At 57.8% G+C, this 13,074-nt stretch carries 12 protein-coding genes and 1 pseudogene; 7 read left to right on the top strand and 6 right to left on the bottom strand.

Going from position 1 to position 13,074, the window contains the following annotated elements; all coding sequences use genetic code 11:
• Positions 1-138: 138 nt before the first annotated feature.
• Together RYH80_RS18490 and RYH80_RS18485 are read left to right on the top strand one after the other, a co-directional pair.
• On the top strand, positions 139-444 hold the full coding sequence (locus RYH80_RS18490) for a hypothetical protein (RefSeq protein ID WP_370905573.1): 306 nt from the start codon (positions 139-141) through the stop codon (positions 442-444).
• A 78-nt stretch (positions 445-522) separates the two neighbouring features.
• Positions 523-783, top strand: coding sequence for a hypothetical protein (locus RYH80_RS18485; protein WP_370905572.1), 261 nt, complete (start codon positions 523-525; stop codon positions 781-783).
• A gap of 78 nt (positions 784-861) precedes the next feature.
• Here the strand turns inward: RYH80_RS18485 and RYH80_RS18480 are convergent, their stop codons facing one another.
• A complete protein-coding gene (locus tag RYH80_RS18480) occupies positions 862-993 on the bottom strand; it encodes a hypothetical protein (RefSeq protein WP_370905571.1) in 132 nt (43 codons plus the stop codon).
• Positions 994-1,100: 107 nt separating this feature from the next.
• The gene (locus RYH80_RS18475; protein ID WP_370905570.1) at positions 1,101-1,598 is read right to left on the bottom strand and encodes a hypothetical protein; all 498 of its coding nucleotides are present in this window, start codon (positions 1,596-1,598) and stop codon (positions 1,101-1,103) included.
• Positions 1,599-1,744: 146 nt separating this feature from the next.
• On the opposite strand from RYH80_RS18475, the gene RYH80_RS18470 reads away from it, so the two are divergent.
• Positions 1,745-3,604 carry a DEAD/DEAH box helicase gene (locus RYH80_RS18470; protein WP_370905569.1) on the top strand — a complete coding sequence of 620 codons (1,860 nt, stop codon included), beginning with the start codon at positions 1,745-1,747 and terminating at the stop codon, positions 3,602-3,604.
• Positions 3,605-4,278: 674 nt separating this feature from the next.
• A complete protein-coding gene (locus RYH80_RS18465; RefSeq protein WP_370905568.1) occupies positions 4,279-4,416 on the top strand; it encodes a hypothetical protein in 138 nt (45 codons plus the stop codon).
• Between the two features lie 8 nt (positions 4,417-4,424).
• Here RYH80_RS18465 and RYH80_RS18460 read toward each other — a convergent pair whose 3' ends face one another.
• From RYH80_RS18460 to RYH80_RS18450, 3 genes are all read right to left on the bottom strand, one after another.
• Positions 4,425-4,655: a hypothetical protein gene (locus RYH80_RS18460; protein ID WP_370905567.1), complete on the bottom strand. Its 231-nt coding sequence runs from the start codon at positions 4,653-4,655 to the stop codon at positions 4,425-4,427.
• Positions 4,656-4,657: 2 nt separating this feature from the next.
• Positions 4,658-5,923 (bottom strand): FIST signal transduction protein, encoded by a 1,266-nt coding sequence (locus tag RYH80_RS18455; RefSeq protein ID WP_370905566.1) that lies wholly within the window; start codon positions 5,921-5,923, stop codon positions 4,658-4,660.
• Positions 5,924-6,017: 94 nt separating this feature from the next.
• A complete protein-coding gene (locus tag RYH80_RS18450) occupies positions 6,018-7,091 on the bottom strand; it encodes an SPL family radical SAM protein (RefSeq protein ID WP_370905565.1) in 1,074 nt (357 codons plus the stop codon).
• A 958-nt stretch (positions 7,092-8,049) separates the two neighbouring features.
• Between RYH80_RS18450 and RYH80_RS18445 the strand changes: the two genes are divergently transcribed.
• The 3 genes from RYH80_RS18445 (at position 8,050) to RYH80_RS18435 (ending at position 12,329) form a co-directional block, all read left to right on the top strand.
• Positions 8,050-10,326, top strand: coding sequence for an MBL fold metallo-hydrolase (locus RYH80_RS18445; RefSeq protein ID WP_370905564.1), 2,277 nt, complete (start codon positions 8,050-8,052; stop codon positions 10,324-10,326).
• A gap of 537 nt (positions 10,327-10,863) precedes the next feature.
• Entirely contained in the window at positions 10,864-11,781 is a 918-nt protein-coding gene (locus RYH80_RS18440; protein WP_370905563.1) for a ParA family protein, read from the top strand.
• Positions 11,778-12,329: a DUF7970 domain-containing protein gene (locus RYH80_RS18435; protein ID WP_370905562.1), complete on the top strand. Its 552-nt coding sequence runs from the start codon at positions 11,778-11,780 to the stop codon at positions 12,327-12,329. Before RYH80_RS18440 ends, RYH80_RS18435 begins: the two co-directional genes overlap by 4 nt.
• Positions 12,330-12,751: 422 nt before the next feature.
• Here the strand turns inward: RYH80_RS18435 and RYH80_RS18430 are convergent.
• A pseudogene (locus RYH80_RS18430) lies at positions 12,752-12,949 on the bottom strand (IS1595 family transposase); the annotation flags it as partial.
• Positions 12,950-13,074 lie beyond the last annotated feature (125 nt).

Raw genomic sequence — 13,074 nt, 5'->3', positions numbered from 1 at the left:
TACCGGGCCAGGGCAAACTCCCGTGAGCAGCTGGACCGGGTTCCCGCTAACCAACAACCCCCTCCTCGCCTGCGATGTGTTGGTTAGTAGTGAGGGTCGGTGGGGAACGATTTTCCGACCAGAAACGTAGCCTCGAATATGATCCGACGTGTACGTGCGGTGGCCCTCTATGGCGGTGTATTGGGAGTCGGGTCCACCAGTCTTGTTGTGTTTCTGCCTGGTCGGCTCCAGCTGTTTGGGTTGCTCAACCTCGTGGTCGGAGGCATCGCATCACTCGGGTATGGGGTTTATTCGGCGAAGGCGACGGAAGATGATCGCAGCAGTGGGAATCCGCTGCTCATCGGCAATGTATCTCGTGAACAAGCTGCTATCCTGTACGGATCTGGGCTGTTGATCGCATCGCTCTGCGGGCTAGGTGTTCTGGGACTGGGAGTTGTCGCCTGATTCGGGTGGTGGTCACGCTTTGAGACACGTGGGCTCCTATGCAGAAGGACCAAGACGGAGCCCACCAGACCTTGAAACATGATGGATCTTGAAGACGACTCTGACTCGCCTGCGATTGAATCACGAACCCAAGACGACGAAGATACTGTCCAGATCGACTCAATGTCAGTTAGTGACGGGACTGAGGCTGTGTCAGCATCGCTTGAGGGACGCGAAGCCGATGCCGACGATTACCCGACGCCGCACCAGACTGAGGAGGGGATCGCGGTGACAACGCTTGAATTGCGAAGCCTGATCCGAGCCGCGAAACGGGCACTCGGACTTAATAACAAGAAGTGAAAGACGGTCTCCACACGATCTCTCCAGCGGTGGCTGGCACGGCGACATCGAGTCCTAGTCTGTATCGTGCTACAGCGGCTACTCTTCTTGTGAGGGGGCCGGATTGAGTCGGAGCTGGTCCACCGCGTACTCGAAGGATGTTATGCCTTCTTTTTCGGCGGCTTCGGCCCAGACATCAGGGACATTCAGATCGGAACTGTCGTCTCGCATCAGTCCCCGACAGGGAGTCGATACAGATAGCAGTTCTGATCAGGTCTGGTGGTATGTCTCGTTGTTCACCGTTCATACGACGTGCGATACCCAGTAGACGGTCGGGATCAGTTTTCGGCGATGAACGTGTCGCCTGCTCGTCGCGTGAGTTCTTCGAGCGTGGAAATGTCGATCTCATCAGATTCGGCGTAGGCTTCTCTTCCTTGGTGGAAAGCTTCAAGACCGCTCTCATGGTCCGGATCTGCCCACCCTGCTGTGATGTCGTCTACCTCAACGGCTTGTCCCCCATGATCGTGTTCGCGGTCGGCGTACAGCTCGTTTGGTTGCCCGTACATGCTAATATAGTGCAGAATCAGGGTACCAGCGAGTTCCCATTCATTCCCAGTTGCACTGATCAGCAGGACTCCGGGCTGTCTTGTCGTCTGTTCTCCGATTGACCTCTCACTAATCCGGACAGAGCCCTGAGTTCGCTCAATCGCGCCGCCAATCTGTGTGGTATCGGCCTCAGAGTACACAGCGTTATTTCGGAACTGAGCAAGTATGTCGGCCACATCAGTTGGTGGTTTATATTCTGTTGTGTCAAAGTCGAGGGGGTCGTCGTCCATGCCCAGGTCAACGGGAGCGTCGACAGTAATGCTTTGGTTCGGTTGTTGTCAGGCGACTTTGAATACTGAAACCGGGGCGTTTCTATGGTGAAACAGCGGGTTTCAGTCGTGAAAGCTTTAAGTGGGTGTGGAACTGCCTTTGGAGTATGGCTGAAGTTGATGACGAGGTCGCTTCCCTCGTCCTGTCGCGAGCATCAGAGTGCGGGCAGTGTGGTGCTTCTCCCGTCACTGACGATTTCGAGGTGATGAACGATCCCAGCGCCGATGGGGGGCTAAAACCTATAGCTGTATGTGGTTCATGCTACGCGCAGGCGGGGCGGACGATCAGTGAGACTGACCTTCTGCAGCGGCTTGAGGCAGTCCCACGCCCCTACCTGACTGTCAAAGGTGTGGCAGACTATTTTGATGTTTCACGCCCGACTGCCCGCGAGGCACTTAATGAGTGCGACGAGTTAGCCCGTGATCAGCCCGGCAATCTGAATTTGTATTTCCCGAGTGACTACCGTGCTCAGTCGGAGGTCGCAACAGCACTCTCGAACCATCTTGAGTTATCGTCGTTTGACCAGGAGGATGTTGAGGGATTCGCCTCGAAGCCGTACTATTTCGCGCCGCCTCAGAGCCCTGACGGGGACTACCGTCTGATCGTCCCACGGTTTCTGGACCTTGCAGTCGGGCACCTCCACCACAAGGGGCCAGCTTATCGCGAGTACCGTGTCGACGAGTTGATCGGACTGTTCGACGATCTCCCGCAGGAACTCCGCGAGCGGATTGACTTACAACCCGACTACGAGGATGTCCGTATTGATGGGGACCTGCTTCAGTTCCAATCTGAGGCTGATGCTGATCGCGCGCAGTCATCGTTTGAGGATGAAGCTGAAGAGCGGGTCGACGAGACGACAATTCGTGTCTCTGATGACTCCACGTTCGATGTCATCGCGGAGTTGATCGACGGCGGAAACCTTCCGTTCTCGCCTGAGCAAATCGATCCCGAGGACATCAGAGGGGCATCGGGTGGGGTTGACCTCCGGCCCTACCAGCAAGAGGCCTGGGATCAGTGGCAGGAGTGGGGCCAGGTGACGCTTCCCTGGCCGATGGGCGCTGGGAAGACGTTCACTGGCTTGGTCATGGGCGATCGCATCATCGGCGAGAAGTTGGTGGTCGTCCCGAATCGGACACTGAAACAACAGTGGGAGACGGACATTGAAGAGATGGTTACCGACCCCGAGGAGTGGACCGTCGAGACCTATCAATATCTCTGCCGGAGTGATAACATCTCTGAGTTCCGCGGTGACGACGCTCCAAAGGTGGTCATCTTCGACGAAGCTCACCACATCGCGGCGGACAAGTTCAGCGAACTGGCGTTGCTTGATACGGACTATCGGCTCGGCTTGACGGCCTCGCCGTGTCGGGAGGATGGCCGTGAGAGCTACATCTTCGCGCTCACAGGCGTCCCCGTGTCGGTGGACTGGCTGGAACTCGTCGAGGAGGGCTGGATCACGATGCCAGATATTCTAGTCTATCGGTACCGGACCCAGAAGCAGAAGTTCGACGATGTGGTCCGTCTGGCAGACCGGAAGCCGGGGAAAGGGATCGTCTTCGCCGAGACCTTGGAGGATGGCCAGCGACTCGCTGATCGGCTCGATGTCCCGTTCGTGAGTGGGGAGACGCCGGACGACGAGCGGAGCGAGTTGATCGAAAACAATCCAGTTGCCGTCGTGTCTCGCGTTGCCGACGAAGGACTGTCGATTCCTGATCTCGACTGGGCTATCGAAGCTCAGTGTCAGGGGTCGTCACGGCGCCAAGAGACCCAGCGTGTTGGCCGGCTGATGCACGGGACCGGGACCGACGCCTTTGATACCGACTCTGGGACTCACATCCTGTGCCTGACCGACGACGAAGCTGCCGATTTCTCTGATCGACTGATCGAGATCCGCGACAACGGCTTTGAGATTCAGTACGAACGCCGGGACAGTTCTGCTTCGGCCGGAGGTGCGATAGCAGACTGAGGCGGCGAGCCGGTTCAGATAGGTGCCGTTAACTGCCCACGCTAGCGCACCACGGTGCAATTCCGTGGGTGGGTGTCCCGAGAGGGAGTGCTGGCAATGAGACGGAACGCAAGCCCAAGCGAGAGCGGAGACACAGGATCAAACGACTCTGCCGACAGCCGGGACATTTGTCCTGAGTGCGGCTGTATCGGGGAGTTCGTCGGCGAGTACAGGTTTGGTGGGCCTAGTGTCGGAGTTGGAGCTCCCACTTACGTTGAACAGTACCGGTGCCGTGCTGAAACCTGCGATAATGAGTGGACAGCATGACTAACAAGTCCCCTGACCTAGGTTCGATTTCCACCCGGCTTGGTGAGTCCTCTGCCCCTACTGCAGGCGGGGACGAAGCCCAAAACTTCCCCCTGTCTGTCGATGGGCATTCTGTGTATCGAGTGACTCATCACCAGTTATTACCTCTGGAACTTCACAGGTTCGGCGGGGGTCCTCCTCAGGCCACATATGGATTCATCTGCGTTCACTGTAGGCATTCGTTTAGAGCACTCGAGAACGATGTCCCCGATGTAGAGTTTGCTACGAACGTCTTCAGCTGTATCCGGTGTGTGAATCGTGTCAACCCACGATAGCGCACTGTGGTGCAACTCCACGGGTGGGCTTCCCCGAGAGGGGAGTGATCAGTGATGCCAGAGTACGTCACAGAGGACGGCGCACAGTTGACCCGTGATGAGCTAGAAATAATCGCGCGAGCGGTCGAGACCGAGGACCCCGATGCAGTGAAGCAGGCGAAGCAGATCGCGAACGCTGCGCTCGCCGGGTAGGTTCCGGACTAGCGCAGCTGGGTCTTCGTAGAGTTGGCTGCAACAGACGCGAGCCGTGAGTCTGCGATCTCGCCGACGGCATCGAGCACGTCCATCGCGTCGTCTTTTGCGTGCGCGGTCCCGTGAACGCCGGCTTCAGTCTTCGCGGTCGACACGAGTTCGCTCGCTTTGTCCTCGCCGAGTGACCCGGCAAGGCCCTCGACGAGGTCGTCGTCGGTGATCTGTGTTGTTTCGGGCATGGTTAGGGGAGCAGTAGGACGGACGTCGTCGCGTTGTGGTATCCTGACGTGTCGTCTCTGTTCATCGAGACCTCGCCGTAGGTTTCGAGCCCGGCGAGGGGGACACCTGCTTCCTGGCTGACGGCATCGACTGCGTCGACGAAGTCGTCGCCAAGCATGAGTTGTCGGCAGAAGCACTCGAACACGAGTGCGCCACCGGGATCTGTCTCAAGTGTGTCTGCCGCCGCTGCGGTGGCCTCACGTGCAGCCGGGACTTGTTCGTCGAGCGGGCTGTAGCACACACGCACGGTGGTACCCTCTGGAATACTTGTCGCGAACTGGATGCTTCCGTCGGGAGTCTCGGTCAGCCCCGGCCAGCGGATCTTCAGGTCACCGTCAGTCGTCGGGACGCCGAATTCGAACCGAGTCAACAGGTCGTTGAACTCCTCGGAGCCTGCGGTCAGGTCGTTGACGTTGATCTCGTGCCAATCCATCGCGAGATCCTGCACCTCCTCGCGATACACGTCGAAGGCCGGTTCGCCGTTGAGTTCATGTACAGTGTTCCCGTCGGCGCTCGTGACCTCGAGTTCGTCGGAGATCGGCTCGTGACCGTGGTTACTCGCCACACCGAACGGCTGTGGGCTATTCAGAAGGGCGACGGCGAGTCCGGTTGACGAGACCGTGTCTCCGGTGAAGACGGTTGTTTCACTCAACTGAAGGCCATCGCCAGCGCTTCCGCCGGCCATCGGCACGTTGCCGAGTTGTTGTGAGAGGGCGAGGGTGATCTGCTCCCCAGCACCCGACAGGCCGTCGTGCAGGTTGATGGCGACTGTGTGCTCGTGCGGGAGGTCTTCAGCTGCCGGGAGTTCATCGGCGATCGCGGCTGTTGTCCCGATCACATCGTCTCCGACATCTTCGATCAACGCTGTCGCGACCTCAAGATCGTCCGAGTGAATGAGTGCGACAACTATGCCACCCTCTTCGACAGTGCCATCGATGAACTCTCCAGCGGTCGTCGCGCCGATGAGTGGCGTCACGGCAGGGAGGTTCTCTGTGAGCGTCTTCTGGACGACACTGACATCGTAGCCGGCGTCGACAAATGCTAGTGCTAGCGTTGGTGGAGCGTCTGGTGCGCCGTCTGTAGCCGCTGTGAGTGCGGCTTCGGTGGTGGTCTGTGCGTCTTCGTCACTTGCGAGTCCGCGAGCTAACTGAGTCGTTGTCATTGCTTTTTTGCCGCCCCTATTGCGGCTGTGTGCGGGGTCGGTACAGAGAATGACACTTCGTTCCACCGGTTAAAACCACCGATATTGGGGCGGTAATCCCTAGTGAGTGCCATTGAACAGGGTTTACAGCGATGGCGTGGGGCCTCAGCGCCAAATCGGCTCAAAACTCCGTGAGAGATGTGGATCGATGGGGAGAGGTAGGAAGAGCAGGTGGCTCAGTGTCGGGTGATGGCCGGTCAGCAAAGTCTTCTGGCGATTGTCGGGCCTTCCACGTGGCGAGCCACTCCTGCGTGTTACCGTCGTCGAGATACGACAGAAGTTGATCGTCGGGCCATAGGTGCACATCAATATCAAGTTCTGCTGCTAGTGACTGGACCGCTCGGAAGTGGTCAACCGCGTACTCGACCCATTGACTCCGATCCTCCAACTGCTTCAGTTCTGACGCGAGGGTCTCCAGGCCGGCGTCAGCAGCTGCCTGGACAGTAAGGTCGAAATTTCCGGCTCGTGGATTAATTGGTTCGTGGAAGACGACGTCTGGGTCCACGGTCTGAATTGCCTCCAAGACCTCTCTGAGGTCGGCTTTCGTGTGGGTTGGGTATGTCGGTGACATCGAAACGAACGTGGTCACCCCGAGATCGTTCCACTTCTGGAGGCCTCGGAGACGCTGCTGCGGGGCTGGCGCGCTGGGCTCAATGGCCTGTGAGAGTTCAGCGTCTAGGGTTGGAATCGACGAGCCGATCGTCACGTATTCCTCTGCGTCGACGATCACGTCTTGATCTTGTAGTGCGAGGATCGGGTTTCGCGTGAGAATTCGGGTGTACAGCCCCCGGCTGGTGAGTGCTTCAACGACGTTTCGAGTGATCTTGCCAGCTCTCCCGTCCATGTAGCAATCAGTGCTGAAGCTGACCCCGACGATTCCTTGCCCACCAGTTGTTTCTCTCCAGGTTCGCTTCCGGTCCAGATGGTCGGCAAGTCTCTCTCCGAGGCCGTCGCGATATAGGACGTACTCTCCCCACTCGCCTTGAGGGTTCTCGACGCCTGCTTTCTCTGACAGCATCTCTGGCCGGGCTCGGATGTTCGGAGTTGCTGGTACGTAGCAGAACTTACAGCCGTGACGACAACCCGTAGCGACGTTCACCACGTAGTCACACAGGTCCTTGTCGTTGAGACTCGACTCACTGAGAAGTGTCTTCGTTGGATCTGTTCCTGTCGTGGGGGCGGTTGGGTCGGACATGGGTGTCGTGGACTGGGCTATCAGTCACCTGATCCTGCTGGGACAAACGTTCTGGCGAACTACCCTTCGTGCGCGGCAAGATCCGGGGCACACGTCTTACACCAGTTGTAGTCTGTGTCGTCGAGATCAGTCTCGTGGAGGGGCCGTGTCTCTGTCTCGTGAGCCATTGACACACTTGAGCAATTGGCGTCGATATGACGGGTAGAGCCGTTCACAACGACGTGTGAACGCTTGTGTGTCGGGCCTGGACGCTCGGGGAGATCCCACGGGCCTTCTGTGTTTGATTCAGTTCCGGTTCGCTTGCTGCTCATGACTATATACTCGGTTCAGAGTTGGCCGTAGGTTGATTTGAACGAGCGACAACACCCTCCGCAGAACTGGTCATCGAGATTGTCAACCTCTGGAGGGTTGGTCAACGGATGGAGTGATCCTGGTTGCGGGGGACCACACATTGTCATCGCTGTTCCCGCTCGTGATGTCCCATCTGGCCCGTGTTCCGGCGCATAGGTGAACGACCGCATATACACTATATGGAGCGTGTTGCGGTTCGCGTGGTCAATCAGTGCGAGGTCGTGACAGTCGACTGGAATCCTCACGGGGAGGGGCGTGCTAGGAGTCTGATCGCGAGAGAAACCCCTTTCTTTGGTGTCTTGCTTACTCACGTCTGGAAGCGTGTTTCCCCGTCCAAATATGGGTTTTGGACGGGGTGAGTGATGGGTTCCTCTTGGCTATGCCCTGTCCGTGATGGCCACCTGACGTCTTTCACGGCGTCGTGGTCACGACTGGTGGCGAGTGCGGTCACTCGGTGTGTGCCTCCACCGGAATTAAACCCGTGGACCGGTGACTACGTACTGTGAACCTAGCTTGTCAGTATCTGGTGTTCGATGGTCTGCTGTCAGCTGTTGGCACCGCTATCCGGACACCCATTTTCATTGATCTGGCGAGGAGGCACGGATGAATGGATATTGAGTTCCAACCTCTCAACCCTGGCGAGGGGAATCAATCGTTCCGGCTTTGCATCAGTGTGCTTGATGAGGAGACGGAGTTCCTCGTTGACCCAGGGTTCGGATTCGAGACAGAGCGCGTCCCCCAGCGGTCGGTTGACGGCATCCTGCTCACCCACGCTCACGCCGATCACTACTATAGCATCGGTGATGTTGCTGGTCCCGACACTCGGGTGTTTACGAGTCCGACTACTGCTGATCTGCTCCCGATCGCGTATGATCGCTCGAGTCACGGCGAGTTGCGATCCGAGTGGATTGTTGGACTCCGCGACTGGGTGCACTTCGGGAATCACGTTGCGATTGCACCTGTGCCGAGTGGTCACGCTCCTGGTGCAGTTGGGTTCTTGATCCGGGTCACTGGCGTCCAAGACGCGACGACGATCTTGGTTGTTGGCGACTGGACACCGACGCCACTCGGTGGGCAACCACCACTGCCAGTATCCGAACTGGAGAAGTTGGAGATCGATATTCTGTTCGCGAGCGTCGCGACGGGTGACTGTGATATCCAGCGGTCGGCTGGGAGCACGGTCGGACAGATGCTGGCGGCAGCCGCAGACGGGAATCGCGTTGTCGTCCCGGTTCCCGGGCCGTTGGGGGCACAAGTGGGGTCGCAGATCGCGCGCGTGTCTGAGGAGCTTGCGATAGATGTCTCGACGACGGCCGTCGGCCGCGTCGGGAAGTTACTCGGCGCGACAGAGAGAATCGGCGCGGGTGTTGAAACGGTTCCTGTGTTCGGTGACCCCGAGGACGTTGTTGATGAGGGCCAGATCACCCTTGCGGCGCCTGCGGACGGTCGGGGCGGCTCTGCAAATGCTGTGTTGAACTACGTCGACACGCCGGACAGGCGTGACGGTAGTGTCGTCTATCAGTTCCCCGACTACAGTTCGCGCGTAGCAGATGTCGTGGGGACGCCAGTTACCGATGCCCGGATTGCGACGCATCCGACGACGGAGGCGATTGGCGAGCTAATCGATACCCTGCAACCAGTCCATACTGTCGGGACACACCTCCGGCGCGGTGGGAGTGAGTTCGAACGGTTCGACTCGATCTTCTGGAGCGCTCACGATGCAGAGGTCTATACACTCGTCGAGAACGGGCAGTGGCAGTACCCGCGGTGGATGGGAAAAGGGCTGCACTCGCGCACACACGACACTGACACGACAGTCGACCCGACTGACCGCGTGGCTCCCGAAGACTGGCGGGATCGAGATGTCTCCGTGTGGGACGAGATCAGCGAGCGCGAGACGCGACGTGTCCTTCCCGTCGGGGAAGCGCAGCGTGACCAGACACATACAGAGTTCGCGACAGACCAGCCGATGACTACTGATGAGCAAAACAACCGCGACGGAGAACAGCCCAGAAACGTGAGCCGGTTGGATGTCGGTATCCAAGCCGACTCTGACGATGTTGACCCGTACATCCGCAAACTGGCAGCTGGGACTGATCGCAGTATCGACGAGTTGGTCGACCAAATCGAGGCTGCTCGCGACCAGCTCAGTGAGGACGACCAGTCGGTGAGTGACGAGCCATCCGCAGATCCCGAAGCCGAGTCTCCAGCAGCGAGCGGTGGGGAAGCCGAAGCTGCCAGCGACGGTGGGACAGCGGTCACAGACGATGCGGGCGGCGATCCGGCACCTGAGGTTGATACACCAAGCGAGCCTGCTGAAGGGTCCTCAGCGGCCGCGACGGACTCCGCGTCGACGGTAGGGAGCGGGGAACCTGCCGACACCGACAAGCATCCAAATCCACCTACACATTCAGACGAGGGAGATGCACCACCCGAATTAACTTCACAGTTGGATCTCGTCGGGCCGTTGTTCCTCGCCAGGCGTGAGCCCTCATCTGTGGCTGATGCGTGCGAGGAGGCTCTGCGGGAGTACCTTGGTGGTGTGGTCCGTGGAACGGTCGATCCCGAGGCTCGCGAGACTCCTGTCGAGGTGACGGTCTCACCACCCTTGGCATCTGCCTTGGCCAATCTCGGCGGAGAGACAGACGATATTGCTGTCCTTGCCCCTCTCATCCGGAGCGTTGTCGATGATCAGGTGATCAGGCAGTGGACGGAGTTCACAGATCGGGAGGACGCAAACGTGCTTGAGTATCCACAGTTCGAGCCGTACGCTACGCAGGTAGCGGGGATCGTCGAGCGGAGTGACGAGACACCGACTGATGCTGAAGCGGTGTTGGTGGACGCTCTTCTGTGGGTTCTTACCGAAAACGAATGTTCACTGTAGCCACGAACATCCTCGATCTCCTCTGCTCTTGTTATCGAAGGTTTTCTGGGCGCTATGAGGACGATTGAAACGGTCCCCCAGTATAAAACCCCTCCCGCTAGCCACATATAAAGAGAACACGAGGGTTCGACCGAGAAATCCAATAATTCCGTCTTTCAGGCAGTTAGAACGCCTAATCCGATTCTCCCGCTAAGCTGACTTGTTACGTGTAATCATTGACTCTAATCACCGTGGTACACTGTTTAGCCGGTCTACAGCAACGGGGTATTCTAGCAGGTGAATAATATTGTTAGTCTTGAGGAACCAGTGGGTGTAAGCCGCGTACTAGTTGCACTACTTACAGTGTTGAGGTCTACAACTGTCTCCAGTCTTTGATGTACTTCTGTCTGATCAGGGAGTTGATTAGTGTCTTACGAGGGTTTAAGATGGTGGTTCACGTCGGCCAAACCAGGATGGGAACAGCCAAGATGTGGCCGTATCACACAGCAGTGTGTGATAGTGCCGGACTTCTTGGGTGTTCCTACCTGAGGTGAACCAATGCTGACATACTCCATCCCGACGGAGGCTGGCGGTACTGGCAAAACAACAACTGCTATCAATCTGGCTCGTGCTCACGCCGATGCTGGCCATGATGTACTTCTTGTCGATCTGGACTCACAGAATGTGAGTGCTACCTGGTTCCTTGGGGACGTTGAGTGGGCCAAGGACCAACAGCATCCATGTCTCTCGAAGATCATTATGGGACTGGGCTCTGATGCCTCTCTCACTGATATCGTCGTAGCGCAGGAAGAGGAGGGATTCGACCTCCTCCCTCGGCACGTGAATGATAGCAATTTTGAAAGCTACTATCGAAAGGCCGAAAGTATGGCGCAGATGGAGGGAAGGGAGTTTGAACCTTGTGTGCAGCTCCGCGATCAGATTGCACGGGAGAGGCTTCACACCGAGTATGATGTGATCATCTACGACGTTGATGGCTCAGCTAACCTGAAGCTCAACCAGGCTCTTGCTGCTTCTCAGAACGTTGTAGTCCCATTTACCGTGTCTGAGAAGGGACAGTCCTCCGTTGGAGGGATTCGCGAGAGCCTGAACGGCATTGAGTCCGACTTGGGGATCTCTATGACTGTGTCTGCACTTGTCCCAAATATGGTCGACTATTCTTCGGTTCAAGAGTGTAAGATTGCGGCTCGGATCATCGACAGTGACGAGTACACGACCCCCATCGCTATTGGTGACCGGGCGACTCTTGAGAAGATGGCTAACGGGGGCGGGTCCCTTCGAAGTGTGATCGCCGATGGCCACGGTGGTGAGAAGCACGAACGGACTGCAGACCGGTATGACATCCTCGCTGCGTACCTCGAGCGCAAGGCCAACCTGTCTGACCGTGAGGTAGACACTGAGACTCCACCTTACTATGATCGGATTCAAAAATACCTGGGATCTGAGGTGGTCGCATGAGTGGTAATGACCAGGAAGCGCAGGGGACTGATGATGATGATGAGAGCCCATCCGACCCCTTCGCTCCGATGGAGCCTGATGGCGAGAAGCCGTCTAGTCCCTCTACGGTGAGTTCTGGCGGTGAGGAGGCACCGTCTCCCAGAGAACCAGACGTGGCGTCCGGGACTGGCACTGGGAGTCAATCTCCTGCGAGTAGCACTGATGGGGCTGCTGAGTTCGGTGAGTCGGTAGATGAGCAGTTTGATAGCCTAGATGTCGCCCCATCAGATCTGGCTCAGGAGGCCGTTCCCAGCGCGGTTGATGATGAGGATGGTGAGCTCTCCTACTTTCTCGCACGGAAGGGAGTCCAACAGGGGCGGTCCGGAAAGACGATCAGCACTTCAGACAATCTCGACGAGCTGCTTGACCGTGGGCAGCGACACTTTGAGTCTCGTGTAGGCAAGAGTGTCTCCCCGTCTGACTGGTACGCTGCTCTTCTTATCGCTGGCCTCGCGAATCTGGACGATGTCAATCAGGTGTTCCAAACCTGGGACCTCAGTAGATACTAACTGACGCTGGCGGGAGTTAATCGTGACAGCGTTGGTTTCCTATTTCAACGCCCGTCTGAGGTGAACAGTACTTCAAGTGGCGGGTGATCTGGAACGCTGTTCTCGCTAACTGCACGCTGGAACGGACTGGTTGCTGTTCCACGCCAATCGTCGGCGGGACCAGTACGGTGTACGGCCACCGCGGGATTCGTGCCGCGTCGACGCCACGTGATACCGTGATCGTGATACAGACGAAGACGCTCGCAGCCGTAGCCACGACGTTCCACGCGAGAACGTGTGGGGCCTGTCGGACGAGTCCTACGCACGCCGCTCGCGCTGAGACGGTCGCTGACGGATCACATACAGCGGTGACGTACGTGTCGCTCGCGATCTGCGTCGTCACGCGTGTGGAAAACGCTCATTGGTAGAGTATTTTGGTGGCGTCATAGCGCAGGGTCGAGGATGGTTTTGAGCGGTTCTTCGCCGGGTTTGCGCCGGACGCGCTTGCGTAGCTGGAGCGCTCTGAGGTAGGGTGTGAGTCTGTCTTAGGAGACGCCTCAATGTGGCAAGAGCCACTGGTCGCTGGCGTGACGGTGGTTCTCCCGGGTGTTGATGTACAGGTATCCATCAGCGTATTCACCCCGCTACGGAAGAGCGAAAATCTTATATTGGCCTCACATCTATCGGATATTATGGGAGTCCCACTATGCGGCGGATGTAGGTCGCGGCTTATGCAAGCGGATCCGAGCGTGAGTGAATCAGATTT

Source organism: Halobaculum sp. MBLA0147 (genome assembly GCF_041361345.1).
Lineage (GTDB): Archaea > Halobacteriota > Halobacteria > Halobacteriales > Haloferacaceae > JAHENP01.
The sequence above is the reverse complement of the archived record's forward strand: the minus strand, read 5'-3'. Positions and strand labels throughout refer to the sequence as shown.

Bases quoted from the DNA above. Each gene is read 5' to 3' on its own strand.
- RYH80_RS18490 (WP_370905573.1), top strand. From the start codon at position 139: ATGATCCGACGTGTACGTGCGGTGGCCCTCTATGGCGGTGTATTGGGA.
- RYH80_RS18480 (WP_370905571.1), bottom strand. From the start codon at position 993: ATGCGAGACGACAGTTCCGATCTGAATGTCCCTGATGTCTGGGCCGAA.
- RYH80_RS18440 (WP_370905563.1), top strand. From the start codon at position 10,864: ATGCTGACATACTCCATCCCGACGGAGGCTGGCGGTACTGGCAAAACA.
- RYH80_RS18475 (WP_370905570.1), bottom strand. From the start codon at position 1,598: ATGGACGACGACCCCCTCGACTTTGACACAACAGAATATAAACCACCA.
- RYH80_RS18470 (WP_370905569.1), top strand. From the start codon at position 1,745: ATGGCTGAAGTTGATGACGAGGTCGCTTCCCTCGTCCTGTCGCGAGCA.
- RYH80_RS18485 (WP_370905572.1), top strand. From the start codon at position 523: ATGATGGATCTTGAAGACGACTCTGACTCGCCTGCGATTGAATCACGA.
- RYH80_RS18450 (WP_370905565.1), bottom strand. From the start codon at position 7,091: ATGTCCGACCCAACCGCCCCCACGACAGGAACAGATCCAACGAAGACA.
- RYH80_RS18435 (WP_370905562.1), top strand. From the start codon at position 11,778: ATGAGTGGTAATGACCAGGAAGCGCAGGGGACTGATGATGATGATGAG.
- RYH80_RS18460 (WP_370905567.1), bottom strand. From the start codon at position 4,655: ATGCCCGAAACAACACAGATCACCGACGACGACCTCGTCGAGGGCCTT.
- RYH80_RS18445 (WP_370905564.1), top strand. From the start codon at position 8,050: ATGGATATTGAGTTCCAACCTCTCAACCCTGGCGAGGGGAATCAATCG.
- RYH80_RS18465 (WP_370905568.1), top strand. From the start codon at position 4,279: ATGCCAGAGTACGTCACAGAGGACGGCGCACAGTTGACCCGTGATGAG.